Genomic DNA, 24,407 nt, shown 5'->3' with positions numbered 1-24,407 from the left:
GGGCGACAACGTCGCCATGGACGTGGAGCTCATCGCCCCGATCGCCATGGACCAGGGCCTGCGCTTCGCCATCCGCGAGGGCGGCCGCACCGTCGGCGCCGGCGTCGTCGCCAGCATCCAGAAGTAAGAACCATGGCCGCTGACGCGCAGAACATCCGGATCCGCCTGAAGGCGTTCGATCACCGCGTGCTGGATGGCAGCACGCGGGAGATCGTGAACACCGCGAAGCGGACCGGCGCTCGGGTGCGGGGTCCTATCCCGCTCCCGACCCACATCGAGCGGTTCACCGTGAACCGTTCTCCGCACGTCGATAAGAAGTCGCGCGAGCAGTTCGAGATCCGGACCCATCGCCGCCTTCTGGACATCGTCGACCCCACCCCGCAGACCGTGGACGCGCTGATGAAGCTCGACCTGGCCTCCGGTGTGGATGTCGAGATCAAGATCTGAGTTCGAGGGGCGCACACACCATGTCCGCGAAAGATGGCCGCACTGGCCTGATCGCCCGGAAGCTGGGCATGTCCCGGCTGTTCAACGAGGACGGCTCCACCGTGCCGGTGACGCTGCTGCACGTGGATGACGTTCGCGTCGTGGCGGTGCGCTCCGCCGACAAGGACGGGTACACGGCCGTTCAGCTGGGCGCTGGGCACGCGAAGGCGAAGAACGTCTCCAAGCCGAACCGCGCGCACTTCGCCAAGTCCGGCGTCGAGGCGCCGATGAAGGTGATGGAGTTCCGTACGGCCGCCGATGCAGTGCTAGAGGCGGGCGCGAAGCTCTCCCCGGCCCACTTCGTGAAGGGTCAGAAGATCGACGTCACTGGGGTCACCAAGGGCAAGGGGTTCGCCGGCGCGATGAAGCGCTGGAACTTCTCCGGCCTTGAGGCGTCGCACGGCGTGTCGATCTCCCACCGCTCGCACGGTTCCACGGGTAACCGCCAGGATCCGGGCAAGACCTTCAAGAACAAGAAGATGGCCGGCCATCTCGGCGTTGAGCGCGTGACCACCCAGAACCTGGAAGTGGCGGGCGTGGACGTGGAGAAGGGCCTGCTCTTCGTGAAGGGCGCCGTTCCCGGCGCCGCGAACGGCTGGGTGATGGTGCGCGACGCCGTGAAGCGGAAGCGCCACGCCGACGCGCCGTACCCGGCCGCGACGGCCTGAGGATCGAGTGATGCAGGTGAAGGTCATCACGCTCGACAACGCCGAAGCCGGCGAGATCGAGCTCCCCGCGGAGGTGTTCGGCGCTGAGCCGCGCGCCGACATCATGGCGCGGGTCGTGCACTGGCAGTTGGCGAAGCGCCGCGCGGGCACGCACAAGGTGAAGGGCATGGGCGAGGTCTCCGGGACCACGAAGAAGCCCTATCGCCAGAAGGGCACGGGCAACGCCCGCCAGGGCTCGCTGCGCGCGCCGCAGTTCCGCACCGGTGGCGCCGTCCACGGTCCGGTTGTGCGCGACCACGGCTACAGCCTGCCGAAGAAGGTCCGTCGCCTGGGCCTGATCAGCGCCCTGAGCGAGAAGGCCGCCAACGGCAAGCTCGTGGTGCTCGACGCCGCGGCGCCGGGCGAGGCCGCCAAGACGAAGACGCTTGCCGCCCAGGTCAAGTCCTTCGGCTGGGACAGCGCGCTGTTCTTCGACGCGACGCCGGATGCCGGCTTCGTCCGCGCCGCGCGGAACCTGCCGAAGGTGCAGGTGCTGCCGACCGTCGGCGCCAATGTGTACGACATCGTGCGGCACGACGTGCTCGTCGTGACCCGCGCGGGCGTCGAGGCCCTGAAGGAGCGCCTGTCGTGAGCGAGACCAAGGCTAAGCAGCCGGTCATCTCGCAGGAGCGGATGTACCAGCTGATCGTCGCCCCGGTGATCACCGAGAAGGCGACCGTGCTGAACGAGGTTGGCCAGGTGACCTTCAAGGTCGTCTCGGATGCGACCAAGCCTGAGATCAAGGCTGCGGTCGAGGGCCTGTTCGGCGTGAATGTCACCGCCGTGAACACCGTGGTGGTGAAGGGCAAGTCCAAGCGGTTCCGCGGCCGGCCCGGCCAGCGCTCCGACTGGAAGAAGGCGATCGTCAGCCTGGCCGAGGGCCAGAGCATCGATCTGACGACGGGGCTCGCGTAAGCCATGGCGCTGAAGCAATACAATCCGGTCACGCCGAGCCTTCGCGGCACGGTGCTGGTTGACCGCTCGGAGCTGTGGAAGGGCAAGCCCGTCAAGCAGCTGACCGAGGGCAAGAGCCACTCGGGCGGCCGTAACAACCACGGCCGCACGACGGTTCGGTTCCGTGGCGGCGGACACAAGCAGTCCTACCGCTACGTGGACTTCAAGCGCCGCACGAAGTTCAACGTGCCCGCCACCGTTGAGCGCCTGGAGTACGATCCGAACCGCACGGCCTGGATCGCGCTGATCAAGTACCAGGACGGCGAGCTGTCCTACATCATCGCGCCGCAGCGCCTGAAGGCGGGCGACACGGTGATCGCGGGCGACCGGGTAGACATCAAGCCCGGCAACGCCATGCCGCTCTCGGCCATCCCGGTGGGCACGATCGTGCACGCGCTGGAGATGAAGCCGGGCGCCGGCGCCAAGATCGCCCGTTCGGCCGGCACCTACTGCCAGCTGGTCGGCAAGGATGCCGGCTATGCCCAGGTGAAGCTGATGTCGGGCGAGCTGCGGCTGCTCCGCGGCGAGTGCTTGGCCTCGATCGGCGCCGTGTCCAATCCGGACAACTCCAACCAGCAGCTCGGCAAGGCCGGGCGCAAGCGCTGGATGGGCTTCCGTCCGCACAACCGCGGCGTCGTCATGAACCCGGTCGATCACCCGCACGGCGGTGGTGAGGGCCGGACCTCGGGCGGCCGCCACCCGGTTACCCCGTGGGGCAAGCCGACCAAGGGCTACAAGACCCGCACCAACAAGCGCACGGATCGTATGATCATCCGCCGGCGCTCGGCTAAGAAGGGCTGATCGCGATGTCGCGCAGCGTTTGGAAGGGGCCGTTCGTCGACGGCTACCTGCTCAACAAGGCGGAGGCGGCCCGTTCGTCGACGCGCAACGAGATCATCAAGATCTGGTCGCGCCGTTCCACGATCCTGCCGCAGTTCGTCGGGCTGGTCTTCGGCGTGTACAACGGCAAGAAGTTCATCCCCGTCCAGGTGACCGAGAACATGGTGGGCCACAAGTTCGGCGAGTTCTCGCCGACGCGCACCTTCACCGGTCACTCCTCGGACAAGAAGGCCAAGCGGGGCTGATCCGATGAGCAAGCCGAAGCACGAGCGCAGCCTCGCCGAGACCGAGGCCCAGGCCGTCACCCGGAACATCCGGGTGTCGCCGCGCAAGCTCAACCTGGCGGCGGGTCTCATCCGCGGCCGCCGGGCCCAGGATGCGGTTGCCACGCTGACCTTCAGCAAGCGCCGCATCTCCGACACGGTGAAGAAGACGCTCGAGAGCGCAATCGCCAACGCCGAGAACAACCACAGCCTGGACGTGGACAAGCTGGTGGTTGCCCGGGTCGAGGTGGGCCGTTCCATCGTCATGAAGCGCTTCCAGGCGCGTGGCCGCGGCAAGGCGGCGCGCGTGGAGAAGTGGTTCAGCCACCTGAAGATCGTCGTCGCCGAGCAGCAGCCGGCGCCGGTGGCCGAGGAGGCCGCATAGTATGGGTCACAAAGTCAATCCGATCGGGCTTCGGCTCGGCATCAACCGCACCTGGGATAGCCGCTGGTACGCTGCCGGCGACTACGCGTCCCAGCTCCACGACGACCTGAAGCTGCGCAACAAGCTGCGCGAGCGGCTGAAGGGCGCGGGCGTTGCGAAGGTCGTGATCGAGCGCCCGGCGAAGAAGCCGCGGGTGACGATCCACGCCGCCCGCCCGGGCGTCGTGATCGGCAAGAAGGGCGCGGACATCGAGGTGCTGCGCAAGGACCTGGCCAAGATGGCCGGGGCCGAGGTGTCGCTGAACATCGTCGAGATCCGCAAGCCGGAGCTGGACGCGGTTCTCGTCGCCGAGAGCATCGCCCAGCAGCTGGAGCGCCGCGTTGCGTTCCGCCGCGCGATGAAGCGCGCCGTGCAGTCCGCCATGCGCCTCGGCGCCGGCGGCATCCGCATCAACTGCGGTGGTCGTCTGGGCGGCGCCGAGATCGCGCGCATGGAGTGGTATCGCGAGGGCCGCGTGCCCCTGCACACCCTCCGCGCCGATATCGACTTCGGTACGGCGACCGCGAAGACCAACTACGGCACCTGCGGTGTCAAGGTTTGGATCTTCAAGGGCGAGGTGATGGCCCACGATCCGATGGCGCAGGACAAGCGCGCCGCGGAGCAGGCGCCGCAGCGCTGAGCGACGGTCTAGGGAACACGAACAATGCTGTCGCCGAAGCGGACGACGTATCGTAAGGCCCATAAGGGCCGCATCAAGGGCGTGGCGAAGGGCGGGTTTACCCTGTCCTTCGGCGGCTACGGCCTGAAGGCGCTGGAGCCGGAGCGGGTGACCGCCCGGCAGATCGAGGCGGCCCGCCGCGCGATCACCCGCGCCATGAAGCGCCAGGGGCGCGTGTGGATCCGGATCTTCCCGGACCTGCCCGTCTCGACCAAGCCCGCCGAAGTCCGCATGGGCTCCGGTAAGGGTGCCCCCGAGTACTGGGTGGCCCGGATCAAGCCGGGCCGGATCATGTTCGAGATCGACGGCGTGAGCCAGGAGACGGCCCGCGAGGCGCTGGCTCTCGGGGCCGCCAAGCTGCCGATCAAGACGAAGGTCGTCGCCCGTCTGGGCGCGGCGGAGGCTTGAGGTTATGACGAAGATCGCGGATGTCCGCGGCAAGACCGCGGACGAGCTGAAGACCATGCTGCTCGACCTGCGGAAGGAGCAGTTCAACCTGCGCTTCCAGCGGGCGACCGGCCAGTTGGAGGCGGTTGGGCGAATTCGTGCTGTTCGGCGCGATATTGCTCGTGTTAAGACCGTGCTGGGCGAACAGGCCCGCACATCCCCGAAGTCCTGAGAGGAGACCCCGGCTGATGCCGAAGCGAGTCCTCACGGGGCGGGTGACGAGCGACAAGCAGGACAAGACGGTCACCGTCTTGGTCGAGCGTCGCGTGATGCACCCGCTCTATAAGAAGTTCATCCGGCGCTCGAAGAAGTACGCCGCGCACGACGAGGAGAACCTGTGCCGCGAGGGCGACACGGTTTCCATCGAAGAGTGCCGCCCGATTTCCAAGCGCAAGTCCTGGCTGGTCGTCCAGCGCAACGGCGAGACCGTTGCTCGCCCGGTCGCCTATGAGCTGCTCGAGAACATCGAGCTGCCCGAGGAGCAGGGCGCATGATCCAGGTTGAGTCGAACCTCGACGTTGCCGACAACTCCGGCGCGCGCCGGGTCCAGTGCATCAAGGTGCTGGGCGGCTCCAAGCGGAAGACGGCCTCGGTCGGCGACATCATCGTCGTCTCCGTCAAGGACGCCATTCCCCGCGCGAAGGTGAAGAAGGGCGAGGTGCATCGCGCCGTGATCGTGCGGACGGCCTATGCCGTGCGCCGTCAGGACGGAACCGCGATCCGCTTCGACAACAATGCGGCCGTGCTGATCAACAAGCAGAACGAGCCGATCGGCACCCGCATCTTCGGGCCGGTCGTGCGCGAGCTCCGCGCCCGCAAGTACATGAAGATCATCTCCCTGGCTCCGGAGGTGCTGTGATGGCTGCCAAGATCAAGAAGGGCGACCGCGTCCAGGTCCTGGCCGGCAAGGATAAGGGCAAGCGCGGGGAGGTGCTCTCCGTGATCCCGACCGAGAACCGCGCCGTGGTTCAGGGCGTGAATATCGTGAAGCGTCACGCCAAGCCGCAGGGCATGAACCAGCCGGGCGGCATCCAGGAGAAGGAGGCGCCGATCCACCTCTCCAACCTGGCCGTGATCGACCCGAAGAGCGACAAGCCGACCCGCGTCGGCTTCCGCATGGACGGTGATAAGAAGGTCCGGGTGGCGAAGGCCTCCGGCGAGGTGATCGCATGAGCGACGCGACCACGAAGGAGCTGCCGCGTCTCCAGCAGCACTACCTCGAGCAGGTCCGGAAGGCCCTGACCGAGGAGTTCGGCTACAAGAACCCGATGGAGGTTCCGAAGCTGGAGAAGATCGTCATCAACATGGGTGTTGGCGAGGCCGCGGGCGACCAGAAGAAGCTGGACGCCGCTGTTGCCGAGCTGACCGCCATTGCCGGCCAGAAGCCGGTGAAGACGAAGGCGAAGAAGGCCATCGCGGGCTTCAAGATCCGCGAGGGACAGGCCATCGGCACGAAGGTGACGCTGCGCCGCGCCCGGATGTACGAGTTCCTCGACCGCCTGGTCACGATCGCGCTGCCGCGCGTTCGCGACTTCCGCGGCATCTCCGGAAAGGGCTTCGACGGCCGCGGCAATTATGCCTTCGGCCTGAAGGAGCAGATCATCTTCCCGGAGATCGCCTACGACAAGGTCGACGCGATCCGCGGCATGGACATCGTTTTCGTCACCACGGCGAAGACGGACAAGGAAGCCAAGGCCCTTCTCAAGGGCTTCCAGCTTCCCTTCATCAATTGATCTTGGAAAACCGCCCAGCACTCTGGGCAGGTTCCGGAGGACACTGATCGAATGGCCAAGACTTCGGCAGTCGAGAAGAACAAATACCGCATGCACCTCGCGAAGGCGCATGCGGAGAAGCGCGCCGCGCTGAAGAGCGTGGTGATGAACCGCGAGCTTCCGGTGGAAGACCGCTTCGAGGCGACGATCAAGCTGGCGCAGCTGCCGCGGAACGGTGCGAAGAACCGCATCCGCCTGCGCTGCGAGCTGACCGGCCGCCCGCGCGGGAACTACCGCAAGTTCAAGCTGAGCCGGAACATGCTCCGCGAGCTGGCCTCGAATGGCCAGATCCCGGGGCTGGTCAAGGCCTCTTGGTAAGGTAAGGGGCCATGCAGCTCTCCGATCCGCTGGGTGATATGCTCACCCGCATCCGCAACGGCCAGCGTGCGCGCCAGGCCCGCGTGGTTTCCCCCGCTTCCCGTCTGCGCTCCGATGTGCTCGAGGTTCTGAAGCGCGAGGGCTACATCCGTGGCTATCGCGGCGAGGAGCTCCGCCCGGGCATCAAGGTGCTCGACATCGAGCTGAAGTATTCCGAGGGCGAGCCCGCCATCAAGGAGATCACCCGCGTCTCCAAGCCGGGCCGCCGGGTCTACTCCAAGATCAAGGAGCTGCCGAAGTTCTACAACGGGCTCGGCATCTCCATCCTCTCCACGCCCCGCGGCGTGATGAGCGACCTCGAGGCCCGCGCCGCCAATGTCGGCGGCGAGGTCCTCTGCCGCGTGTTCTGACGGAGGGCAGAGGGACATGTCTCGCGTAGGCAAGTATCCGGTGAAGGTGCCCTCCGGCGTCACCCTCACCATCGACAACAACGTTGTCGTCGCGAAGGGCAAGCTCGGCGAGCTGCGCCTGCCGCTGACCGACAAGGTCGACGTCACGATCGAGAACGGCGAAGTGGCCGTCGCCCCCCGGGGCGAGGATCGCGCCGCCCGCACGATGTGGGGCACCACGCGCTCCCTCATCAACGGGATGGTCATCGGCGTCTCCACGGGCTTCTCGAAGTCCATGGAGATCACCGGCACGGGTTACCGCGCCGCGATCCAGGGCAAGGACCTTGTGCTGAGCCTCGGCTACAGCCACGAGATCCGGTACCCGATCCCCGAGGGCATCAAGATCACCACCGAGCGCCCCACGGCGATCAAGGTCGAGGGCGCTGACAAGCAGCGCGTCGGCCAGGTGGCGGCGGAGATCCGGGCGTATCGCGGCCCCGAGCCCTACAAGGGCAAGGGTATCCGGTACGACAACGAGACCATCCTCCGGAAGGAGGGTAAGAAGAAGTAATGTCGAACAAGCTCGCACTGACCCAGCGCCGGCGCTCGCGCACGCGCTATCAGATCAAGCTGAAGGGCGCGGGGCGCGTGCGCCTCTCCGTCCACCGTTCCGGCCGACACATCTACGCCCAGGTGATCGACGACGTGCAGGGCCGCACCCTGGCCGCCGCCTCCACCCTGGAGAAGGCTGTGCGCGAGGGCGGCAACACCGGCGCGGACATCGATGCGGCGACGGCGATCGGCAAGCTCGTGGCCGAGCGTGCCCTGGCCGCCGGCGTGACCGAGGTGGTCTTCGACCGCGGTCCCTATCTCTACCATGGCCGGGTGAAGGCCCTGGCGGACGGCGCCCGCGAGGGCGGGCTGTCGTTCTGAGGAGCCGATAAGCATGGCATACGCACCGCGTTCCAACGCGCCGCGTTCCGGTGGCGAGGGCGGCGAGGGCGGCGATCGCCGCCGCGGCCGCCGTCGCGACGACAACCGCGAGCAGCGGCAGGATCGTGAGCAGGACGAGTTCAAGGACAAGCTCGTCACCATCAACCGCGTCGCCAAGGTCGTGAAGGGCGGCCGGCGCTTCTCCTTTGCGGCCCTCGTGGTCGTGGGCGATGAGAAGGGCCGCGTCGGCTGGGGCGCCGGCAAGGCGCGCGAGGTGCCGGAGGCGATCCGCAAGGCGACGGAGCGGGCCAAGCGCGGCCTGATCCGCGTGCCGATGCGCGAGGGCCGGACCCTGCACCACGACGTGATCGGCGAGTTCGGCGCCGGCCGCGTGATCCTGCGCGCGGCCCCGGCCGGCACGGGCATCATCGCCGGCGGCCCGATGCGCGCCGTCTTCGAGGTCCTGGGCATGGGCGACGTCGTCGCGAAGTGCACGGGCACCACGAACCCGCACAACATGGTCAAGGCGACCTTCGCCGGCCTGGCCCGCTGCACCTCCCCCCGGGCGGTCGCGGCTCGCCGTGGCAAGAAGGTGGCCGACCTGCTCCCCAACCCGCCTCGCGGCGGCGCGGAGCCGGCGACGGAGGCCGCAGGTGTCTGACACGACGAAGAAGACCGTGAAGGTGACCCAGGTTGGGTCGCCGATCGGCCGCAAGCCCGGCCAGCGCGAGACGCTGATCGGTCTCGGCCTGAACAAGATGCACCGGTCCCGCGAGCTTGAGGACACCCCTGCCGTGCAGGGCATGATCCGCAAGGTCGCGCACCTGGTGAAGGTGGGCTGAACGATGCCTAAGCTGAACGAGCTGCGCGACAACGAGGGTGCCCGCCCGAAGTTCAAGCGCATCGGCCGGGGCATTGGCTCCGGCAAGGGCAAGACCGGTGGTCGCGGCGTGAAGGGCCAGAAGGCTCGTACCGGCGTCTCGCTGAACGGCTTCGAGGGTGGTCAGCTCCCGCTGTACCGTCGCCTTCCGAAGCGCGGCTTCCACAACCTGTTCCGCAAGGAATACGCGGTCATCAACCTCGGCACGCTGGATAAGGCGATCGAGGACGGCAAGCTCTCCGCGGAGGGCACGCTGGACGAGGCCGCGCTCGAGGCTGCCGGGCTGGTCCGCGTGGGCAAGAAGGCGGGCGTCCGCCTGCTGGCGAAGGGCGAGATCAAGCGCGCCGTGACCCTGTCGCTGGCTGGCGCCTCCGAGGCGGCTGTCGCGGCGGTCCAGGCCGCCGGCGGCACCATCACGGTCCGTGTCCAGGCCGCTGAGGAAGCTCCGGCCGCTTGATTGCGGTCGTCGCTCACCCCAGTCTGATTCTGCTGTAATGTGCTGCGGCGCCGCGGGCTCTCCCTCGGCGCCGCAGTCGTGAGGAAGAGGGTCTACCCCATGGCGTCCGCCGCCGAGCAGCTCGCGGCCAATCTGAACCTCGGCGTGCTTTCCCGCGCGACCGAGCTGAAGAAGCGGCTGTGGTTCACCCTGGGTGCGCTGATCGTGTACCGTCTGGGCACGTATATCCCCGTGCCGGGGGTCGACGCGGCCGTGATGGCCGAGATCCTGTCGCAGCACGGCGGCGGCATCCTCGGCATGTTCGACATGTTCACGGGCGGCGCCCTGGGGCGAATGACCGTCTTCGCCCTGAACATCATGCCCTACATCTCCGCCTCCATCATCGTGCAGCTGATGTCCGCGGCGATCCCGGCCTGGGAGGCCCTGAAGAAGGAGGGCGAGTCTGGCCGCAAGCGGCTGAACCAGTACACGCGCTATCTCACGGTCCTGATCGCCTTTTTCCAGGCCTATGGCATCGCGGTAGGGCTGGAGGGGATGCGGGGGAATTTCGGTGCGGCGGTGCTGGACCCCGGCCTGTTCTTCCGCGTCTCCTGCGTCACTACCCTGGTCGGCGGCACGATGTTCCTGATGTGGCTGGGCGAGCAGATCACCGCCCGGGGCGTCGGCAACGGCATCTCGCTCATCATCTTTGCGGGCATTGTGGCGAACATCCCGCACGCCCTGATCTCCACGCTGGAGCTGGGCCGCACGGGCGCGCTCTCACCCTTCTTCATCCTGTTCTTTCTGCTCCTGGCCCTCGCCGTGATTGCCTTCGTGGTGTTCATGGAGCGTGCGCAGCGGAAGATCCCGATCCAGTACCCTAAGCGCCAGGTTGGGAACCGCATGTTCGGCGGCGATTCCACGCACCTGCCGCTGAAGCTGAACACCGCCGGCGTCATCCCGCCGATCTTCGCCTCATCCCTGCTGCTGCTGCCTGCCACCTTCTCCGGCTTCGCCGCCACCCAGGGCGAGGAGAACTGGCTGACGCGCGCGGCGGCGCTGCTGGCCCACGGCCAGCCGCTCTACATGGGGCTCTACATCGCCCTGATCATCTTCTTCGCCTTCTTCTACACGGCGGTGGTGTTCAATCCCGTGGAGACGGCGGACAACCTGAAGAAGTACGGCGGCTTCGTGCCGGGCATCCGGCCGGGCGCGGCCACGGCCGAGTATTTCGACCGGGTTCTCACGCGGCTGACCCTGGTTGGCGCCGTCTACCTCTGCATTGTCTGCTTGATCCCGGAATTTCTGATCAGCCAGTACGGCGTGCCCTTCTACTTCGGCGGCACCTCGCTCCTGATCATCGTGTCCGTCACCATGGACACGGTGGCCCAGGTGCAGTCCCATCTGTTCGCGCATCAATATGAGGGCCTGATTCGCAAGGCCCGGGTGGGAGGCCGCGGCGGCCCCGCACCCGTCACCCCGCGCGGAGGGAGCCCTCGCCGATGAACTTGATCCTTCTGGGGCCGCCTGGGGCGGGGAAGGGGACCCAGGCCAAGATCTTGCAGGACCGGTACGGCATCGCCCAGATCTCAACCGGTGACATGCTGCGGGCCGAGGTGAAGTCGGGCTCTGAGATCGGCAACGAGGCCAAGGCGATCATGGAGCGCGGGGATCTGGTTCCCGACGCCATCATCACCGCCATGCTCGCCATACGCGTGCAGAAGCCGGACTGCGCGGCCGGCTTCATCCTGGATGGCTTTCCCCGCACGGTCCCCCAGGCCGAGGCGCTGGACGTGATGCTGGCCGAGATGGGCCTGGCGCTGAACCACGTGATCGAGTTGAAGGTGGACGACGGCGCCCTGGTGGAGCGGATCGCCGGCCGCTTCACCTGCTCCTCCTGTGGAACGGGATACCACGACCGCTTCAAGCCGACCCAGGTCGCCGGGATTTGCGACGTTTGCGGCAGCCACGACTTCACCCGCCGGGCGGACGACAAGGCGGAGACGGTGGCCGCGCGGCTGGACGCGTACCACCGGTCCACGGCGCCGCTGCTGCCCTACTACGGAGAGCAGGGAAAGCTGCGCCACGTGGATGGGATGGCCGACATGGCCACTGTTTCCGGGCAGATTGAGGCCATCCTGGATGCACCTCATTCCGCGCTTGACTCGCGGGGCACCACCCCGTAAATCGCCCATCTTCGCGGCCGGGCCCAACCCTGCCGCAATTCCGCTTGCATGGACGGACGCCCGTCCAGGAATAGCCGTTGGTCCGGGTGCCTGCAGGGCGCCCGGGTCAGGATCACCTCGCCGGACGGTTCCCGCCCGGCCCGAACGGAACCCCGGGTTCCAGGAGAGCAACGTGGCGCGCATCGCCGGCGTGAACATCCCCGACAACAAGCGCGTGCATATCTCGCTGCGCTACATCTTCGGCATCGGCCCCAAGAACGCGGCCGACATCTGCGAGAAGCTCGGCATCCCCGAGGAGCGCCGCGTGAACCAGCTCTCCGAGGATGAGCTGCTTCGCCTGCGCGAGATGATGGACCGCGACTACCGCGTGGAGGGTGACCTCCGCCGCGAGGTGGCGATGAACATCAAGCGGCTGATGGACATGGCCTGCTACCGCGGCCTGCGCCACCGCCGCGGCCTGCCGGTGCGCGGCCAGCGCACGCACACGAACGCGCGCACCCGCAAGGGCAAGGCCGTCGCGATCGCCGGCAAGAAGAAGGTGACGAAGTAAGATGGCGCGTCAGCCGAACGCGGGGTCCCGCCCCCGTAAGAAGGAGCGGAAGAACATTTCTTCCGGCGTGGCCCATGTGCTCGCCTCCTTCAACAACACGATTGTGACGATCACGGACAGCCAGGGCAACGCGATCGCCTGGTCGTCCTCCGGTTCCCAGGGCTTCAAGGGCAGCCGCAAGTCCACCCCCTACGCCGCCCAGGTGGCGGCGGAGGACGCGGGCAAGAAGGCGCGCGAGCACGGCATGGAGACGCTGGAGATCATGGTCTCCGGCCCTGGTTCGGGCCGCGAGAGCGCGCTTCGCGCCCTGCAGGCCGTCGGCTTCTACGTCACCGCGATCAAGGACGTGACGCCGATCCCGCACAATGGCTGCCGCCCCCGCAAGCGGCGCCGCGTCTAAGGGGGTAACACCACCATGAGTGGCGCGATGGATCGCAACTGGCGTTCCCTCATCAAGCCCGAGCGTCTGGACGTGGAGGGGGGCAACGACCCCTCCCGTTCCGCGACCATCGTCGCGGAGCCGCTGGAGCGCGGCTTCGGCATGACCCTCGGCAACGCGCTGCGCCGCATCCTGCTGTCGTCCCTCCAGGGCGCGGCGGTGACGGCGGTGCAGATCGACGGCGCATTGCACGAGTTCAGCTCCCTGCCGGGCGTCCGCGAGGACGTCACGGACATCGTGCTGAACATCAAGCGGCTGGCCATCCGCATGCAGGGCGAGGGCTCCAAGCGCCTCTCCCTCACCGCGACCGGCCCCGGCGAGGTTACGGCCGGCCAGATCCAGGTGACGGGCGATATCGAGATCGCCAACCCGGAACTGGTGATCTGCACGCTGGATGATGGCGCGAGGCTGAACGCCGAGCTCACCGTCTCCACGGGCAAGGGCTATGTCCCCGCCTCCGAGAACCGCCCCGAGGACGCGCCGATCGGCCTGATCCCCGTGGACGCCATCTACTCCCCGGTGCGCCGCGTGGCCTACCGCGTGGAGCCGACCCGCGTTGGCCAGCGCACGGACTACGACAAGCTGGTGCTGAACGTGGAGACGGACGGCACGGTGACGCCGGATGACGCCGTGGCCCTCGCCGCGCGCATCCTGCAGGACCAGCTGCAGCTCTTCATCAACTTCGACGAGCCGCGCGAGGCGCGCCCCGCCGAGGTTGAGGACGACCTGCCGTTCAACCGCAACCTGCTCCGCAAGGTGGACGAGCTCGAGCTCTCCGTCCGCTCGGCGAACTGCCTGAAGAACGACAACATCGTCTATATCGGCGATCTCGTTCAGAAGTCCGAGCAGGAGATGCTGCGTACCCCGAACTTCGGCCGCAAGTCTCTCAACGAGATCAAGGAGGTTCTCACCTCCATGGGGCTGCAGCTCGGCATGAACGTCCCGGGCTGGCCGCCCGAGAACATCGAGGACCTGGCCCGCAAGGTCGACGAACCCTTCTGAGCGGCCGAGAAAAGGACTAAGTCAATGCGTCACGGGGTCTCGGGCCGGAAGCTCGGCGTCACCTCCGCCCACCGGATCTCCATGTTCCGCAACATGGCGACCAGCCTGCTCAAGCACGAGCAGATCACCACCACGCTGCCGAAGGCCAAGGAGCTGCGCCCCTACGTGGAGCGCATCATCACCCTCGGCAAGCGCGGCGACCTGCACGCCCGCCGCCAGGCGGCTGCGCAGATCCGCGACGCGGCGGTGGTCCGCAAGCTGTTCGATACGCTCGCGCCGCGCTACTCGGCCCGCAACGGCGGCTACACCCGCGTGCTGCGCGCCGGCATTCGCTACGGCGACGCCGCCCAGATGGCGGTGATCGAGCTGGTCGAGCGCGACGTGGCCGCCAAGGGCCTGGACAGCGGTCCGAAGCCCGAGGTGGTTGAGGAAGAAGCGGCCGAGGCGTGAATTCGCCTCGCCGTACGGCGTCGCGAAGGGCGGGTGGGGGACCACCCGCCCTTCTGCTTTTAGCGGGCCTCCTCTCCGCTCCCGCCGCCGCGCAGCCGGTGCCGGAGCCCTCGCCCCTGACCTTGGCCGGGCAGCCCGTGGCGCGGCTCGCGGCGCATCCGGACGTGAGCATCGGCTTCCGCTCCGTGGCGCGCGGGCGGCAGACCTACATCCTGCGGCACCTTCGCGCCGCAAATCCCGGCGCGCTGCGCGTCTCGGAGGACCGCTTCGTCTTCGGGTGGACCTGCGACGGCGGCGACTGCGCCGAGGCCGGGCTCTTCCTGGGCTACGACAGCCGCACGGAGCGCTTCTACCTTCTGCTCCTCGACGAAGGGGTTGCCAGCCTCACGGTCCCCACGCGCGGCGCCCCCTGGCCCGCACCTTTGGCCGAGGCGGTGCTGGCGGTGAAGCCGGACCTGAAGTCCTTCCGGTCGGAGTAGGGCGGCAACGCCTGGCCCGGCCCGCCGTTCCCCTGCGGATCTGGAAGGACTTACGCCATGATGCGCTGGGCTCTCGGCCTCGCCGTTCTCTTTGCCGTCCTCGCCCTGCTGGCGCGGGTGCTTCAGCTCGGCTTCTCCATCGCGCTTCTTGCCGTGGCCGCCATCGCGCTGGTCGCGGCGCTCGTCACCGGGCTGATGGCGAAGGCGGGGGCGGGCCGGGACACCCCGCCCTCATCCCCGCCCGACCGCATGGCTTAGAAGGGCGGGAGGGCTACTCCGGCTTGACGTTCGCCACCCGGATCACCTCGGCCCAGCGGGCGATGTCCTCTTTCAGGAACGCGCCCATGGCGTCGGCGTCCCGCACGTTCACGGTCATGCCCACCTCGGTCGTGCGGGCGCGCACAGGCTCCCGCGCCATGGCGGCGAGCGCCAGGGCCCTGAGCCGCGCCAGGGCCGGTGCGGGAACGGCCGCGGGCGCGAAGAGGCCGAACCAAGCATCCGCTTCCACTCCCTGAACGCCGGCTTCGGCCAGGGTTGGCAGTTCCGGCAGGTGCGGGGAGCGGCGAGGGGAGGCCACGGCCAGCCCGCGCAGCTTGCCTGTCTGTACCTGTGTCAGCACGGTCGGGGTCGTTGCAAAGCTGGCCTGCACGTGGCCGCCCAGCAGGTCGTTCAGCATCGGCGAGGAGCCACGGTAGGGCACGTGGACCATGTCCGCCCCCGTCTTGGCCCGGAACAGTTCCAGCGTGAGGTGTGAGGCCGAGCCCTGTCCGGTGGAGGCGCAGGTGAGGCTGCCCGGCCTTGCCTTCGCCAGGGCCAGCAGCTCCGGGACGGAGTTCGCCGGCACATCCGGCCGCACCACCAGGATGTGCTGCAGGTCCGCAAGACCGGCGATCGGCACGAAGTCCCGCACGGGGTCGTAGCCGCCGCCATCCGGCAACAGGGAGACGTTGGTGGCGTGGGTCTGGTTGGAGGCAAGCATGATGGAGGTGCCGTCCGCCGGGCCCGTCGCCACGCGACGCGATCCGATGGAGCCGCCGCCACCCGCCACGTTCTCCACCACCACGGCGGTGCCGAGGTCCTTCGCCATCTCCCCGGCCACCATCCGCGCCAGCACGTCGGTCGGGCCACCGGCGGGGTAGGGGACCACCAGCACGATCGGGCGCGTCGGAACCCAGTCCTGGGCGCGCGCGATAGCGGGCATGGCGAGAAGGCCCGGCAGGGCCAGGGCGAGACGACGTTTGAGCATGGCGGGCACCTCCCATCCCTTATCCGGTCAGCCGCGCATGGCGCGGGGGATTGCCCCGACGGATCGCACGGATCGGCCCCGCTGGGAACGGTGCCCCGCCCAGGGCTGACGCGCGGCGCGCGCCGGCGCAGGATGGCCGCGCACCGGAGAGGGAAGGCGCATGTTCTTCGAGGGGTTCAAGCTGGAGGGCCGGGAGGTGAACGGTGTCACGCTCCGCCTGCGTCGCGGCGGGGATGGGCCGCCGCTGCTGCTGCTGCACGGCAACCCGCAAACCCACGCCATGTGGCACAAGGTCGCGCCCGTGCTCGCCCGCCGTTTCACCCTGGTCCTCCCGGACCTGCGCGGCTACGGCTTCAGCAGTAAGCCCCCGGTCGCGCCCGGCAGCGCCGCCTTCTCCAAGCGTGACATGGCGGCGGACATGGCCGCTCTGATGACCGCCCTCGGCCACCAGACCTTCGGCGTCGTCAGCCACGACCGCGGTGCCCGCGTGGCGCACCGCCTTGCGCTGGACCACGGCGGCAGGGTGGAGCGGCTCTGCACGATGGACATCGTCCCCACCCTCGCGCATTTCGAGCGGACGGACATGGATTTCGCCCTGGGCTACTACCACTGGTTCTGGTTGGCCCAGCCGCATCCCCTGCCGGAGCGACTGATCCGCCGCGACGTGGAGGACTGGTTCCGCCTGCACACCTCGCGCGAGCCGAAAGACGATGGCTTCTTCCACCTGGAGGCGCGGGCCGACTACCTCGCCGCCCTGAACCTGCCGGGCACGGTGGAATCCATCTGCGAGGACTACCGCGCCGCCACCGGCATCGACCTGGAGCACGACCGCGCCTCCCGTGCGGAGGGCGTGCGGGTGCGCTGCCCGATGCTCGTGCTCTGGGGCTCCAAGGGGAAGATCGGCAAGTGGTACGAGCCCCTGAAGCTCTGGCGGGACTATGCGGACAACACGATCGAGGGCGGGCCGGTGAACAGCGGCCACTACCTGGCGGAGGAGGCGCCGGAGGAGGTGCTGGCGGCGCTGGAGGGCTTCCTCAAACCGTGAACTGCTCGGCGAGGATGCGCTCGGGCAGGCCGTGGTCGGGGTCGAAGAGCATCGTCAGCCGCACGTGCCGGTCCTCGCAGATCTCCACGCGGCGGATGTCGCGCACCTCCGTGTAGTCCGCCACCGCGGCCACCGGGCGCTTCTCCGTCTCCAGGATCTCGAAGGCGACGGCCGCGTTGCCGGGCAGCAGCGCCCCCCGCCAGCGGCGGGGGCGGAAGGCGGAGATGGGGGTCATGGCCAACAGGTTCGTCCCCAGCGGGATGATCGGGCCGTGGGCGGAGAGGTTGTAGGCCGTGCTGCCCGCCGGGGTGGCCACCAGGATGCCGTCGCAGATCAGCTCCGCCATCCGCTCCTTCCCGTCCACGAGGATGCGGATCTTCGCGGCCTGCCGCGTTTCCCGCAGCAGGGAAACCTCGTTGATGGCCAGCGCCTCCTCCACTTCTCCGTCCGCGCGCGTGGCACGCATGCGAAGGGGCTGCAGCAGCGCGGCCTGTGCGGCGCGCAGCCGCTCCGGCAGGGTCTCCTCCCGGTAGGGGTTCATCAGGAAGCCCACGCTGCCGCGGTTCATCCCGTAGACCGGCAGATTGCGGCCGAGCAGGCGGTGCTGGGTCTCCAGCATCGCGCCATCACCGCCCAGCGCCACCACCACCGCCGCCTCGTCCAGAGGCGCGTCTCCGTAGATCTCCACCAGCCGCGCACGCGCGGCGCCAGCCTCCTCCGAGGTCGCGGCCAGGAAGGTGATGCGGCCGGAGAGGTCCTCCGGCAGCTCGCGCAGCCCATCGGGATCGGGCGCATTGCCGAGGAGGGCCGCCGTCATGGGTGGGGGGCGTGCGACCGCCCGGCTCGGATCATCGTCGGCATGGTGCCGCATCAAGCGCGCTGCGCGGCCTCGCCGCAAGCCGTGGGGGTTGACGCACGGCGTGGCCGCGGCATCCATCCCGGCAACGACGCGGGAGAGGAGAGGGCCATGTTCGGACGCCGTACCATGCTGGGACTGGCGGGGGCCCTGGCCATGCCGGCCCTCTCGCGCGCCCAGCCCGCCTGGCCCAACCGCCCCATCCGGCTGATCGTCGCCTTCGCGGCCGGCGGTGCGGCGGACAGCGTGGCCCGCGTGCTGGCGCCGCGCCTGGGCGACCGGATCGGGCAGACAGTGGTGGTGGAGAACCGCACGGGCGGCAGCGGCTCCAACGGTGGCGCGGTGGTGGCCCAGGCGGCGCCGGATGGGCACACGCTGCTCTGGGACGCTTCCTCCCACGTCGTGAACCCCAGCCTGCTGAAGGGGCTCTCCTTCGACTACGCCACGGCCTTCCTGCCGGTGACGCTGGCCACCACCTTCCCGCAGGTGCTGGCGGTGAAGGCGGACAGCCCCATCCGCAGCGTGGCGGATTTCATCGCGGCGGCGAAGGCGCGGCCGGGCACGCTGAACATGGGCACCCAAGGGAATGCCACGGCCGGCCACCTGGCGCTGGCACAGTTCCAGCGGCTGGCGGGAATCGAGGTGACTCACGCGCCCTATCGCGGTGGCGCGGACGCGGCCCGCGATCTGGCGGCGGGGGTGCTGGACGGCGCGTTCATCACCGTTCTCTCTGCCGGGCCGATCGCCGATTCGGGCCGGGCACGGCTGCTGGCGGTGGCCACGGAAGCGCGCGTCGCCTCCCGCCCGGATGTCCCCACCTTCGCCGAGGCGGGCCTCCCCGGCCTGACCATCGCGGAGTGGTGCGCCCTCTTCGCCCCGGCCGGCACGCCGATGCCGATCGCGGAGCGGCTGCACGCCGCCACCCAGGCCGCCATGGCCGATCCGGAGGTGAAGGCGCGGCTGGACCAGCTCGTCGCCGTGCCCGTCGGGTCCTCGCCCGCGGATTTCGCCCGCTTCGTCGCCCAGGGGCGGGCGGAGATGGCAACGCTGGTGCGCGAGGCCGGGATCCGGGCCGAGTAGCGCGCACGAAAACGCCGCCGGCCCCAGGGGGACCGGCGGCGCAGAACGGGGCCGGGGCCGGCTTTACTTCTTGCCCTTCGCCCGGGCCTTGCGGGCCGCATAGCGGCGGTCGCGCTCAAGCTTGGCCTCGATCAGCTCCTGGCGGGCCCGCTCGGCAGCCTCGGCGGCCTGGCGGGCCAGCTCGGCCTGGCGGGCCTCCTCCTCGGCGATCAGCCGAAGGCGCTCGGCCTCCTGGCGGGCCTTCTCCTCCTCCTTCAGGCGGCGGCGCTCGGCCTCGCGCGCCTCGCGCGCCTCGATGATCCGCCGGCGCTCCTCCATCCGGGCCTGCACGGCCGGGTCCTCCGCCGTCGGCCGCGCCTTGAAGCGCTCGAGAAGGGCCTTCTTGGCCTCGAAGGAGTTCTTGCTGCGGTCGTTGAAGTCTGTGCCCTTGAGGGTTCGCATCGTCTCTCTCTGATGGGGTCCGGTGCGGGGCCGCGCCGGCTGGTCCTGGCCGCCCGTCGGCCCGTGTCGCGCGTCGGCGCTCAGGTGGCATCGCGCGGGCAAAAAAGAAAGCCCGGAAAGCCGCGGCCTGAAGCCTGAGCCTTCCGGGCAAGTGCATACAGGGAGGCTTCACGTCTGGGAGACGCGGGGATCCAAGGACCCCGTCCGGATCCAATCACCGAACAAGAGAAGGCTAAGCCCGGACGCCGGACGCAGGGCGCGCCAAGAATGTTCACCCGCCATGCAGGGGGTGCATGACGCAGCGCAGCACGAAATGAACTCGCCCTGTCCGGACTCGGAGTTGACGTTATTTAAGGCAGTGGAGTTCTGGTTGTTCATACAATGAGCGTTTAAGGTCGGGGAAGATGAAGTTTCAGGCACTGTTCGCTTGACGCCGCTCTCCTTGCGCCGGGAGGATCGGACCGCGTCACGAAGCGCGACAGGCGGAGCCCTCCATGCCACTCGACACTGACCGCACGGATTCGATCCCCATCATCGACCTCGGCCCCTGCTTCGCCGGGGAGCCCGGCGCGCTGGAGGCCACCGCGGCGGAACTCCGCCACATCTGCGAGACGGTCGGCTTCCTCTTCATCCGGAACCACGGCGTGCCCGTGGATCTGATTCGGGAGACCTTCGCAGCGGCCGCTGCCTTCCACGCCCTGCCGCTGGAGGAGAAGATGGCCCTGAAGCTGGACGACCGGATGCAGGGCTACCTCCCCTACAAGTCCAGCGTGGCGCGGGCCAACGGGCTGAACGCGGTCCGCAAGCCGAACGAGAACGAGGCCTTCTTCGTCAACCCGGAGCGCGACCCGGAGCACCCCGTCAATCGTTGGCCGGAATCCCTGCCGTCCTTCAAGGAGGTTACGCTGCGCTACTACGCGGCGGTGGAGGCGCTGGCGCTCCGGATGCTGCCGATCTACGCCCGCGCCCTGGACCTGCCGGCCGGCTACTTCGGCCCGCTCTGCGACCAATCCCTTAGTTCCCTGCGCCTGACCCATTACCCGCCGGTGGAGTACGGCGCGGATGAATTCGGCATCGCCCCGCACACGGATTCCAGCTTCATCACCCTGCTGGCGCAGAACCCCGTGCCCGGGCTGCAGATCCGCACCCAGGCCGGCGAGTGGATCGATGCGCCGGTGCTGCCAGACACCTTCGTGGTGAACACCGGCGACGTGCTGAACCGCTGGACCAACGGGCGCTTCCTCTCCACGCCGCACCGGGCGTTCAACAAGGAACCGAAGCCCCGCTACGCCATCCCCTTCTTCTTCCACCCCAACCCGGAGACGCTGATCGAGGCGCTGCCGGGCTGCACGGATGCGGCGAACCCCCCGAAATTCCCGGCGCAGACCGTGGGCGACTACATGGCCGCCTTCCGCGGGGCGAATTACGACCACTTCCGCCAGAAGAAGGAAGAGGCCGCACCCGCCACCTGAGGGCGGCAGGGAAGGGGAGAAGAACCGCCGCCCCCGTTCCCCGGGGCATCGCACGGCAGCGTGACGACCACGAACAAAGGAACGGCGATGCGATTCTCTCGGCTGGCGGGGGCCTGCGCCCTCGCCTCCATGGTCCTTGGCGCGGGGGTCCTTGGCACGGGCATTTTCCCCGCGGCACCGGCGCGCGCCCAGGGCAGCACCCTGCGCGTCTCGCTGAACACCGAACTGCAGGTGCTGGACCCGATCGTCACGACGATCAACTCGGCCCGGGTCTTCGCCTACCTCGTCTTCGATACTCTCGTCGGCATCGACAGCCAGGGGAAGTTCCACCCGCAGATGCTGGAGGGCTGGGAGGTCACGCCGGACCGCCTGACCTGGCGCTTCACCCTGCGAGACGGGCTGGAGTTCCACGACGGCACGCCGGTGACGGCCGAGGACTGCGTCGCCTCCATCCGCCGCTGGGCGAAGCGCGAGGCCTTCGGCACGGCGATGATGGACTCCGTGCGCGAGGTTCAGGTCACCGGCCCGAAGACCTTCGAGTTCCGGATGAACCGCCCCTTCGCCTTCGTGATCGAGGCGCTGGGCCGCTCCGGCCATCAGGTGCCGGTGATCATGCCGGCGCGGCTGGCGAACATGGATGCCGCGGTGGCGGTGCCGGAGGTGATGGGCTCCGGCCCCTACCGCTTCCTGCGGAACGAGTGGCGCCCCGGTGAGCGCGCCAGCTTCGTCCGCAACCCCCGCTACCGCCCGCGTGCGGAGGCGCCGGACGGCCTCTCCGGCGGCAAGGTGGCGAGGATGGAGCGGGTTGAGCTGATCAGCGTAACGGACCAGTCCACCCGCGCCGCCGCCCTGCAATCCGGGGAGCTGGACTACCTGGAGATCCTGCCGCCGGACTTCGTGGAGCCGATGCGCCGGGATCGCCGCGTGGTGGTGGGCAAGCCGGCTGGGGTGGACCAGTTCCTGGCCCTGCTGAACGTGAACCACGCCGCCCCGCCCTTCAACGACCTCAAGGCCCGGCAGGCCCTGCAGGCGGCGGTGCTGCAGCCCGAGGTGATGGCGGCCATGGGCCTGCCGGAGGACCTCGTCATCCCGCAATGCGGATCGATCTACATGTGCGGCTGGGCGGGGGCGAGCGAGGCCGGGCTCCAGGCACTCCAGCAGGCCGGCACGGAGCGCGCCCGCCAGCTCCTGCGGGAATCGGGCTATCGCGGGGAACCGGTGGTCTTCCTGCACGCCCAGACCTCGGCGCTGCTGAACCCGATCGGCCTCGTCGTCTCGGACCAGATGCGCCGCGCCGGGTTCAACGTGGACCTGCAATCCTCCGACTACGCCACGGTAGCGGCGAAGCGGCTGGGCCGCACAGGCTGGGCGGTGGCCCCGATCGTGAACAACGGGATCGACCTGGTGAACCCCATCGCCAACCCGCTGGTCGCCTTCAACTGCACCGACAACTCGCCGGGCTGGTACTGCGACCCGACGATGACGGACCTGCTGAAGCGCTATGCCGTGGCGGCCGACCCGAAGGAGCAGAAGGCGCTGGCGGACGAGATCCAGGCGGCCATGCACCGCAACGTGGACTACGTGCTCGCCGGCCAGTTCGCCGGGCCGCCGGCCTGGCGGGCGGACCTGAAGGGCGTGGTCCCCTTCAGCTTCCCGGTGTTCTGGGGCGTCGAGCGGCGCTGACCCGGGCGGGGGGGGGGGAGGGACTTTCCCCCCGCCCTTAACTGCCGTTGGAAGCCAGTTCCGCCACGAGGAAGTCGCGGAACACGGCCACGCGCTTGGAGTTCCGCATCTCCTCCGGATAGACGAAGAAGGCCTCGATCTTCGGCGTGTTCAGCTCCGTCAGCACGGGCACCAGATCCGCCAGGTCATCGCCCATGTAGTCGGGCAGGGCAGCGATCCCGAGGCCGGAGCGCACGGCCCGCAGCATGGCCGGCAGTGAGTTCACCTCCACTGCCGCCCTGCGGGGCGAACCAGGGCGGCGCCCCGCCTCGGCCAGCCAGTTGATGTCCTCCACGGGCGGGTGATAGTCGCCGTAGATGATCAGCCGGTGGGCATCCAGGTCCTCCACCCGCTGCGGGATGCCGGCGCCGCGCAGATAGTCCGCCGACCCCACCACCTTCCAGCCGAAGGTCGCGATGTGCCGCTGGATCAGGTCCGGCTGACGTGGCGCGTGCATGCGGATGGCGAGATCCGCCTCCCGCATCGCCAGATCCAGCTCCGTGTCGTCCAGAAGCAGCGTCACCGTCATGTCCGGGTGCAGCTTGAGGAAGCGCTCCAGGCGCGGCGCCAGCCAGTTCGCGCCGAAGCCGGTGGTGGTCGTCACCTTCAGCCGGCCCGCCGCGCGCTCCCGGCTCTCGGTCAGCAGCGCCTCGGTCATCGCCAGCTTGGCGAAGACCTCGCGCACCGTCTTGTTCAGCGTCTCGCCCTGCTCCGTCAGGATCAGCCCGCGCGCGTGCCGGTGGAACAGCGGCACGTTCAGGCTCTCCTCCAGCGCCTGGATCTGGCGGGAGACGGCGGACTGGCTGAGGTTCAGCGTGTCCCCGGCATGGGTGAAGGACCCCGCCTCCGCGACGGCGTGGAAGACCCGGAGCTTATCCCAATCGAGCGGCATCAGCCGTCCACCGCGTCATAGGCCGCGACCGCCGGGGCGTCGTCCGGCATGTGGGCCAGCCACTTCTCGGCATCCAGCGCGGCCATGCAGCCGCTGCCGGCAGCGGTGACGGCCTGGCGGTAGATCCGGTCCTGCACGTCGCCGGCGGCGAAGACGCCGGGGATGCTGGTGCGGGTGGAGCCGGGCTCTGTCACGATATAGCCGTCCTCGTCGGTCTTGAGCTGGCCGCGGAACAGGGCGGTGGCCGGGTCGTGCCCGATGGCCACGAACATGCCGTCCACCGGCAGTTCGTAGCTGCCGCCACCCGCCAGGTCCCGCAGCTTCAGGGCGCGGAGGGCGCGGAGCTTGCCCTCAGTCGCCAGTGCCTCGTCCACCACGGTGTTCCAGATGATGGAGATCTTGGGGTGGTTGAACAGCCGCTCCTGCATGATCCGCTCGGCCCTCAGGCTGTCGCGGCGGTGGATCAGCGTGACCTTGGCGGCGAGCCCCGCGAGGTAGAGGGCTTCCTCCACCGCCGAGTTGCCGCCGCCGATCACCGCCACCTCCCGGTTGCGGAAGAAGAAGCCGTCGCAGGTCGCGCAGGCAGAGACGCCGAAGCCCGAGAGCTCCTTCTCCCCGGGGATGCCGAGCCAGCGGGCCTGGGCGCCGGTGGCGATCACCATGGCGGAGGCCTCGTAGAGGTCGCCCGAGTCGCCGGTGGCCCGGAAGGGCTTCCCGCCCAGCTCCACCCCCGTGATCACGTCCTGGATGATGCGCGTGCCGACATGCGCGGCCTGGGCCTGCATCTGCTCCATCAGCCACGGCCCCTGCACCGCGGCGGCGAAGCCCGGGTAGTTCTCCACGTCGGTGGTGATGGTCAGCTGGCCGCCCGGCTGGAGGCCCGCGACGAGAATTGGCTCGAGCCCCGCGCGGGCCGCATAGATGGCGGCGGTGTAGCCGGCCGGGCCGGCGCCGAGGATGAGCAGTCGCGTGCGATGGGTGTCGGGCACGTCCATGTCCTGAGAGCAGTGCAGAGTCGC

Annotated in this window: 39 protein-coding genes; 34 read left to right on the top strand and 5 right to left on the bottom strand. The window is 68.9% G+C overall.

Going from position 1 to position 24,407, the window contains the following annotated elements:
• The 30 genes from NRP21_RS03005 to NRP21_RS02860 all read left to right on the top strand — a co-directional run.
• The coding region (locus NRP21_RS03005; protein WP_456300228.1) for an EF-Tu C-terminal domain-related protein at positions 1 to 127 on the top strand (127 nt) is incomplete at its 5' end.
• Positions 128 to 132: 5 nt separating this feature from the next.
• A complete protein-coding gene (gene rpsJ / locus NRP21_RS03000; protein WP_043835383.1) occupies positions 133 to 447 on the top strand; it encodes a 30S ribosomal protein S10 in 315 nt (104 codons plus the stop codon).
• A gap of 20 nt (positions 448 to 467) precedes the next feature.
• Positions 468 to 1,154, top strand: a complete 687-nt coding sequence (gene rplC / locus NRP21_RS02995; protein WP_257714665.1) for a 50S ribosomal protein L3 — start codon at positions 468 to 470, stop codon at positions 1,152 to 1,154.
• A 10-nt stretch (positions 1,155 to 1,164) separates the two neighbouring features.
• Entirely contained in the window at positions 1,165 to 1,785 is a 621-nt protein-coding gene (rplD, locus tag NRP21_RS02990) for a 50S ribosomal protein L4 (protein WP_257714664.1), read from the top strand.
• Between the two features lie 26 nt (positions 1,786 to 1,811).
• Entirely contained in the window at positions 1,812 to 2,108 is a 297-nt protein-coding gene (locus NRP21_RS02985; protein ID WP_456300227.1) for a 50S ribosomal protein L23, read from the top strand.
• A 3-nt stretch (positions 2,109 to 2,111) separates the two neighbouring features.
• On the top strand, positions 2,112 to 2,948 hold the full coding sequence (rplB, locus tag NRP21_RS02980; RefSeq protein ID WP_257714662.1) for a 50S ribosomal protein L2: 837 nt from the start codon (positions 2,112 to 2,114) through the stop codon (positions 2,946 to 2,948).
• A 5-nt stretch (positions 2,949 to 2,953) separates the two neighbouring features.
• Positions 2,954 to 3,232 carry a 30S ribosomal protein S19 gene (gene rpsS, locus NRP21_RS02975; RefSeq protein ID WP_257714661.1) on the top strand — a complete coding sequence of 93 codons (279 nt, stop codon included), beginning with the start codon at positions 2,954 to 2,956 and terminating at the stop codon, positions 3,230 to 3,232.
• A 4-nt stretch (positions 3,233 to 3,236) separates the two neighbouring features.
• Positions 3,237 to 3,635 (top strand): 50S ribosomal protein L22, encoded by a 399-nt coding sequence (gene rplV, locus NRP21_RS02970; protein ID WP_257714660.1) that lies wholly within the window; start codon positions 3,237 to 3,239, stop codon positions 3,633 to 3,635.
• A 1-nt stretch (position 3,636) separates the two neighbouring features.
• The gene (gene rpsC / locus NRP21_RS02965) at positions 3,637 to 4,314 is read left to right on the top strand and encodes a 30S ribosomal protein S3 (protein ID WP_257714659.1); all 678 of its coding nucleotides are present in this window, start codon (positions 3,637 to 3,639) and stop codon (positions 4,312 to 4,314) included.
• 24 nt (positions 4,315 to 4,338) lie between these two features.
• Entirely contained in the window at positions 4,339 to 4,761 is a 423-nt protein-coding gene (gene rplP / locus NRP21_RS02960) for a 50S ribosomal protein L16 (RefSeq protein WP_073130842.1), read from the top strand.
• Between the two features lie 4 nt (positions 4,762 to 4,765).
• Positions 4,766 to 4,972, top strand: a complete 207-nt coding sequence (rpmC, locus tag NRP21_RS02955; RefSeq protein WP_257714658.1) for a 50S ribosomal protein L29 — start codon at positions 4,766 to 4,768, stop codon at positions 4,970 to 4,972.
• 16 nt (positions 4,973 to 4,988) lie between these two features.
• Positions 4,989 to 5,294: a 30S ribosomal protein S17 gene (gene rpsQ, locus NRP21_RS02950; protein WP_257714657.1), complete on the top strand. Its 306-nt coding sequence runs from the start codon at positions 4,989 to 4,991 to the stop codon at positions 5,292 to 5,294.
• The gene (gene rplN, locus NRP21_RS02945; protein ID WP_073130847.1) at positions 5,291 to 5,659 is read left to right on the top strand and encodes a 50S ribosomal protein L14; all 369 of its coding nucleotides are present in this window, start codon (positions 5,291 to 5,293) and stop codon (positions 5,657 to 5,659) included. The genes rpsQ and rplN overlap by 4 nt, the downstream gene beginning before the upstream one ends.
• The gene (gene rplX / locus NRP21_RS02940) at positions 5,659 to 5,973 is read left to right on the top strand and encodes a 50S ribosomal protein L24 (protein ID WP_257714656.1); all 315 of its coding nucleotides are present in this window, start codon (positions 5,659 to 5,661) and stop codon (positions 5,971 to 5,973) included. Before rplN ends, rplX begins: the two co-directional genes overlap by 1 nt.
• Positions 5,970 to 6,533 carry a 50S ribosomal protein L5 gene (rplE, locus tag NRP21_RS02935; RefSeq protein WP_257714655.1) on the top strand — a complete coding sequence of 188 codons (564 nt, stop codon included), beginning with the start codon at positions 5,970 to 5,972 and terminating at the stop codon, positions 6,531 to 6,533. Before rplX ends, rplE begins: the two co-directional genes overlap by 4 nt.
• Positions 6,534 to 6,584: 51 nt before the next feature.
• On the top strand, positions 6,585 to 6,890 hold the full coding sequence (gene rpsN, locus NRP21_RS02930) for a 30S ribosomal protein S14 (RefSeq protein WP_257714654.1): 306 nt from the start codon (positions 6,585 to 6,587) through the stop codon (positions 6,888 to 6,890).
• 11 nt (positions 6,891 to 6,901) lie between these two features.
• A complete protein-coding gene (gene rpsH / locus NRP21_RS02925; protein WP_257714653.1) occupies positions 6,902 to 7,300 on the top strand; it encodes a 30S ribosomal protein S8 in 399 nt (132 codons plus the stop codon).
• 16 nt (positions 7,301 to 7,316) lie between these two features.
• Positions 7,317 to 7,850, top strand: a complete 534-nt coding sequence (gene rplF, locus NRP21_RS02920) for a 50S ribosomal protein L6 (RefSeq protein ID WP_257714652.1) — start codon at positions 7,317 to 7,319, stop codon at positions 7,848 to 7,850.
• Positions 7,850 to 8,212 carry a 50S ribosomal protein L18 gene (gene rplR / locus NRP21_RS02915; protein ID WP_257714651.1) on the top strand — a complete coding sequence of 121 codons (363 nt, stop codon included), beginning with the start codon at positions 7,850 to 7,852 and terminating at the stop codon, positions 8,210 to 8,212. Before rplF ends, rplR begins: the two co-directional genes overlap by 1 nt.
• Before the next feature lie 13 nt (positions 8,213 to 8,225).
• Positions 8,226 to 8,873, top strand: a complete 648-nt coding sequence (rpsE, locus tag NRP21_RS02910) for a 30S ribosomal protein S5 (RefSeq protein WP_257714650.1) — start codon at positions 8,226 to 8,228, stop codon at positions 8,871 to 8,873.
• Positions 8,866 to 9,054, top strand: a complete 189-nt coding sequence (gene rpmD / locus NRP21_RS02905; protein WP_257714649.1) for a 50S ribosomal protein L30 — start codon at positions 8,866 to 8,868, stop codon at positions 9,052 to 9,054. The genes rpsE and rpmD overlap by 8 nt, the downstream gene beginning before the upstream one ends.
• 3 nt (positions 9,055 to 9,057) lie before the next feature.
• Positions 9,058 to 9,549 (top strand): 50S ribosomal protein L15, encoded by a 492-nt coding sequence (rplO, locus tag NRP21_RS02900; RefSeq protein ID WP_257714648.1) that lies wholly within the window; start codon positions 9,058 to 9,060, stop codon positions 9,547 to 9,549.
• 99 nt (positions 9,550 to 9,648) lie between these two features.
• Positions 9,649 to 11,034, top strand: a complete 1,386-nt coding sequence (gene secY, locus NRP21_RS02895; protein WP_257714647.1) for a preprotein translocase subunit SecY — start codon at positions 9,649 to 9,651, stop codon at positions 11,032 to 11,034.
• Positions 11,031 to 11,714 (top strand): adenylate kinase, encoded by a 684-nt coding sequence (locus NRP21_RS02890; RefSeq protein WP_257714646.1) that lies wholly within the window; start codon positions 11,031 to 11,033, stop codon positions 11,712 to 11,714. The genes secY and NRP21_RS02890 overlap by 4 nt, the downstream gene beginning before the upstream one ends.
• Before the next feature lie 172 nt (positions 11,715 to 11,886).
• Complete coding sequence (gene rpsM / locus NRP21_RS02885; protein ID WP_257714645.1) at positions 11,887 to 12,264, top strand: 30S ribosomal protein S13; 378 nt, start codon at positions 11,887 to 11,889, stop codon at positions 12,262 to 12,264.
• 1 nt (position 12,265) lies between these two features.
• A complete protein-coding gene (gene rpsK, locus NRP21_RS02880; protein ID WP_043835425.1) occupies positions 12,266 to 12,664 on the top strand; it encodes a 30S ribosomal protein S11 in 399 nt (132 codons plus the stop codon).
• Between the two features lie 27 nt (positions 12,665 to 12,691).
• A complete protein-coding gene (locus NRP21_RS02875) occupies positions 12,692 to 13,705 on the top strand; it encodes a DNA-directed RNA polymerase subunit alpha (protein ID WP_257714644.1) in 1,014 nt (337 codons plus the stop codon).
• Positions 13,706 to 13,729: 24 nt separating this feature from the next.
• A complete protein-coding gene (gene rplQ, locus NRP21_RS02870) occupies positions 13,730 to 14,155 on the top strand; it encodes a 50S ribosomal protein L17 (protein WP_257714643.1) in 426 nt (141 codons plus the stop codon).
• A gap of 122 nt (positions 14,156 to 14,277) precedes the next feature.
• The gene (locus NRP21_RS02865; RefSeq protein ID WP_257714642.1) at positions 14,278 to 14,634 is read left to right on the top strand and encodes a hypothetical protein; all 357 of its coding nucleotides are present in this window, start codon (positions 14,278 to 14,280) and stop codon (positions 14,632 to 14,634) included.
• A 57-nt stretch (positions 14,635 to 14,691) separates the two neighbouring features.
• Positions 14,692 to 14,892 carry a hypothetical protein gene (locus NRP21_RS02860; RefSeq protein ID WP_257714641.1) on the top strand — a complete coding sequence of 67 codons (201 nt, stop codon included), beginning with the start codon at positions 14,692 to 14,694 and terminating at the stop codon, positions 14,890 to 14,892.
• A 13-nt stretch (positions 14,893 to 14,905) separates the two neighbouring features.
• Here NRP21_RS02860 and NRP21_RS02855 read toward each other — a convergent pair whose 3' ends face one another.
• A complete protein-coding gene (locus NRP21_RS02855; RefSeq protein WP_257714640.1) occupies positions 14,906 to 15,880 on the bottom strand; it encodes a Bug family tripartite tricarboxylate transporter substrate binding protein in 975 nt (324 codons plus the stop codon).
• Positions 15,881 to 16,040: 160 nt separating this feature from the next.
• Between NRP21_RS02855 and NRP21_RS02850 the strand changes: the two genes are divergently transcribed.
• Positions 16,041 to 16,925: an alpha/beta fold hydrolase gene (locus NRP21_RS02850; protein WP_257714639.1), complete on the top strand. Its 885-nt coding sequence runs from the start codon at positions 16,041 to 16,043 to the stop codon at positions 16,923 to 16,925.
• Here the strand turns inward: NRP21_RS02850 and NRP21_RS02845 are convergent.
• Positions 16,915 to 17,742, bottom strand: a complete 828-nt coding sequence (locus NRP21_RS02845; protein WP_257714638.1) for an NAD kinase — start codon at positions 17,740 to 17,742, stop codon at positions 16,915 to 16,917. The genes NRP21_RS02850 and NRP21_RS02845 overlap by 11 nt on opposite strands.
• Before the next feature lie 150 nt (positions 17,743 to 17,892).
• Here NRP21_RS02845 and NRP21_RS02840 point away from each other — a divergent pair, with 150 nt between their 5' ends.
• A complete protein-coding gene (locus tag NRP21_RS02840) occupies positions 17,893 to 18,861 on the top strand; it encodes a Bug family tripartite tricarboxylate transporter substrate binding protein (protein WP_257714637.1) in 969 nt (322 codons plus the stop codon).
• A gap of 63 nt (positions 18,862 to 18,924) precedes the next feature.
• Here the strand turns inward: NRP21_RS02840 and NRP21_RS02835 are convergent, their stop codons facing one another.
• A complete protein-coding gene (locus tag NRP21_RS02835; protein WP_257714636.1) occupies positions 18,925 to 19,302 on the bottom strand; it encodes a DUF6481 family protein in 378 nt (125 codons plus the stop codon).
• Between the two features lie 494 nt (positions 19,303 to 19,796).
• Between NRP21_RS02835 and NRP21_RS02830 the strand changes: the two genes are divergently transcribed.
• Together NRP21_RS02830 and NRP21_RS02825 are read left to right on the top strand one after the other, a co-directional pair.
• Positions 19,797 to 20,774, top strand: a complete 978-nt coding sequence (locus tag NRP21_RS02830) for an isopenicillin N synthase family dioxygenase (protein ID WP_257714635.1) — start codon at positions 19,797 to 19,799, stop codon at positions 20,772 to 20,774.
• 87 nt (positions 20,775 to 20,861) lie between these two features.
• A complete protein-coding gene (locus NRP21_RS02825) occupies positions 20,862 to 22,457 on the top strand; it encodes an ABC transporter substrate-binding protein (RefSeq protein WP_257714634.1) in 1,596 nt (531 codons plus the stop codon).
• A 37-nt stretch (positions 22,458 to 22,494) separates the two neighbouring features.
• Here the strand turns inward: NRP21_RS02825 and NRP21_RS02820 are convergent, their stop codons facing one another.
• Both NRP21_RS02820 and trxB read right to left on the bottom strand, forming a co-directional pair.
• The gene (locus NRP21_RS02820; RefSeq protein ID WP_257714633.1) at positions 22,495 to 23,388 is read right to left on the bottom strand and encodes a LysR family transcriptional regulator; all 894 of its coding nucleotides are present in this window, start codon (positions 23,386 to 23,388) and stop codon (positions 22,495 to 22,497) included.
• Positions 23,388 to 24,377: a thioredoxin-disulfide reductase gene (trxB, locus tag NRP21_RS02815; RefSeq protein ID WP_257714632.1), complete on the bottom strand. Its 990-nt coding sequence runs from the start codon at positions 24,375 to 24,377 to the stop codon at positions 23,388 to 23,390. Before trxB ends, NRP21_RS02820 begins: the two co-directional genes overlap by 1 nt.
• Positions 24,378 to 24,407 lie beyond the last annotated feature (30 nt).

This window comes from Roseomonas populi (genome assembly GCF_024594815.1).
GTDB classification, from domain to species: domain Bacteria; phylum Pseudomonadota; class Alphaproteobacteria; order Acetobacterales; family Acetobacteraceae; genus Roseomonas; species Roseomonas populi.
This window is presented reverse-complemented; position numbering and strand designations above follow the sequence as displayed.

What these genes read in the sequence shown, in the direction of transcription:
- rpsJ (WP_043835383.1), top strand. Translation starts at nt 133, where the DNA reads ATGGCCGCTGACGCGCAGAACATCCGGATCCGCCTGAAGGCGTTCGAT.
- rplC (WP_257714665.1), top strand. Translation starts at nt 468, where the DNA reads ATGTCCGCGAAAGATGGCCGCACTGGCCTGATCGCCCGGAAGCTGGGC.
- rplD (WP_257714664.1), top strand. Translation starts at nt 1,165, where the DNA reads ATGCAGGTGAAGGTCATCACGCTCGACAACGCCGAAGCCGGCGAGATC.
- rplB (WP_257714662.1), top strand. Translation starts at nt 2,112, where the DNA reads ATGGCGCTGAAGCAATACAATCCGGTCACGCCGAGCCTTCGCGGCACG.
- rpsS (WP_257714661.1), top strand. Translation starts at nt 2,954, where the DNA reads ATGTCGCGCAGCGTTTGGAAGGGGCCGTTCGTCGACGGCTACCTGCTC.
- rplV (WP_257714660.1), top strand. Translation starts at nt 3,237, where the DNA reads ATGAGCAAGCCGAAGCACGAGCGCAGCCTCGCCGAGACCGAGGCCCAG.
- rpsC (WP_257714659.1), top strand. Translation starts at nt 3,637, where the DNA reads ATGGGTCACAAAGTCAATCCGATCGGGCTTCGGCTCGGCATCAACCGC.
- rplP (WP_073130842.1), top strand. Translation starts at nt 4,339, where the DNA reads ATGCTGTCGCCGAAGCGGACGACGTATCGTAAGGCCCATAAGGGCCGC.
- rpmC (WP_257714658.1), top strand. Translation starts at nt 4,766, where the DNA reads ATGACGAAGATCGCGGATGTCCGCGGCAAGACCGCGGACGAGCTGAAG.
- rpsQ (WP_257714657.1), top strand. Translation starts at nt 4,989, where the DNA reads ATGCCGAAGCGAGTCCTCACGGGGCGGGTGACGAGCGACAAGCAGGAC.
- rplN (WP_073130847.1), top strand. Translation starts at nt 5,291, where the DNA reads ATGATCCAGGTTGAGTCGAACCTCGACGTTGCCGACAACTCCGGCGCG.
- rplX (WP_257714656.1), top strand. Translation starts at nt 5,659, where the DNA reads ATGGCTGCCAAGATCAAGAAGGGCGACCGCGTCCAGGTCCTGGCCGGC.
- rplE (WP_257714655.1), top strand. Translation starts at nt 5,970, where the DNA reads ATGAGCGACGCGACCACGAAGGAGCTGCCGCGTCTCCAGCAGCACTAC.
- rpsN (WP_257714654.1), top strand. Translation starts at nt 6,585, where the DNA reads ATGGCCAAGACTTCGGCAGTCGAGAAGAACAAATACCGCATGCACCTC.
- rpsH (WP_257714653.1), top strand. Translation starts at nt 6,902, where the DNA reads ATGCAGCTCTCCGATCCGCTGGGTGATATGCTCACCCGCATCCGCAAC.
- rplF (WP_257714652.1), top strand. Translation starts at nt 7,317, where the DNA reads ATGTCTCGCGTAGGCAAGTATCCGGTGAAGGTGCCCTCCGGCGTCACC.
- rplR (WP_257714651.1), top strand. Translation starts at nt 7,850, where the DNA reads ATGTCGAACAAGCTCGCACTGACCCAGCGCCGGCGCTCGCGCACGCGC.
- rpsE (WP_257714650.1), top strand. Translation starts at nt 8,226, where the DNA reads ATGGCATACGCACCGCGTTCCAACGCGCCGCGTTCCGGTGGCGAGGGC.
- rplO (WP_257714648.1), top strand. Translation starts at nt 9,058, where the DNA reads ATGCCTAAGCTGAACGAGCTGCGCGACAACGAGGGTGCCCGCCCGAAG.
- secY (WP_257714647.1), top strand. Translation starts at nt 9,649, where the DNA reads ATGGCGTCCGCCGCCGAGCAGCTCGCGGCCAATCTGAACCTCGGCGTG.
- NRP21_RS02890 (WP_257714646.1), top strand. Translation starts at nt 11,031, where the DNA reads ATGAACTTGATCCTTCTGGGGCCGCCTGGGGCGGGGAAGGGGACCCAG.
- rpsK (WP_043835425.1), top strand. Translation starts at nt 12,266, where the DNA reads ATGGCGCGTCAGCCGAACGCGGGGTCCCGCCCCCGTAAGAAGGAGCGG.
- NRP21_RS02875 (WP_257714644.1), top strand. Translation starts at nt 12,692, where the DNA reads ATGGATCGCAACTGGCGTTCCCTCATCAAGCCCGAGCGTCTGGACGTG.
- rplQ (WP_257714643.1), top strand. Translation starts at nt 13,730, where the DNA reads ATGCGTCACGGGGTCTCGGGCCGGAAGCTCGGCGTCACCTCCGCCCAC.
- NRP21_RS02860 (WP_257714641.1), top strand. Translation starts at nt 14,692, where the DNA reads ATGATGCGCTGGGCTCTCGGCCTCGCCGTTCTCTTTGCCGTCCTCGCC.
- NRP21_RS02855 (WP_257714640.1), bottom strand. Translation starts at nt 15,880, where the DNA reads ATGCTCAAACGTCGTCTCGCCCTGGCCCTGCCGGGCCTTCTCGCCATG.
- NRP21_RS02850 (WP_257714639.1), top strand. Translation starts at nt 16,041, where the DNA reads ATGTTCTTCGAGGGGTTCAAGCTGGAGGGCCGGGAGGTGAACGGTGTC.
- NRP21_RS02845 (WP_257714638.1), bottom strand. Translation starts at nt 17,742, where the DNA reads ATGACGGCGGCCCTCCTCGGCAATGCGCCCGATCCCGATGGGCTGCGC.
- NRP21_RS02840 (WP_257714637.1), top strand. Translation starts at nt 17,893, where the DNA reads ATGTTCGGACGCCGTACCATGCTGGGACTGGCGGGGGCCCTGGCCATG.
- NRP21_RS02835 (WP_257714636.1), bottom strand. Translation starts at nt 19,302, where the DNA reads ATGCGAACCCTCAAGGGCACAGACTTCAACGACCGCAGCAAGAACTCC.
- NRP21_RS02830 (WP_257714635.1), top strand. Translation starts at nt 19,797, where the DNA reads ATGCCACTCGACACTGACCGCACGGATTCGATCCCCATCATCGACCTC.
- NRP21_RS02825 (WP_257714634.1), top strand. Translation starts at nt 20,862, where the DNA reads ATGCGATTCTCTCGGCTGGCGGGGGCCTGCGCCCTCGCCTCCATGGTC.
- NRP21_RS02820 (WP_257714633.1), bottom strand. Translation starts at nt 23,388, where the DNA reads ATGCCGCTCGATTGGGATAAGCTCCGGGTCTTCCACGCCGTCGCGGAG.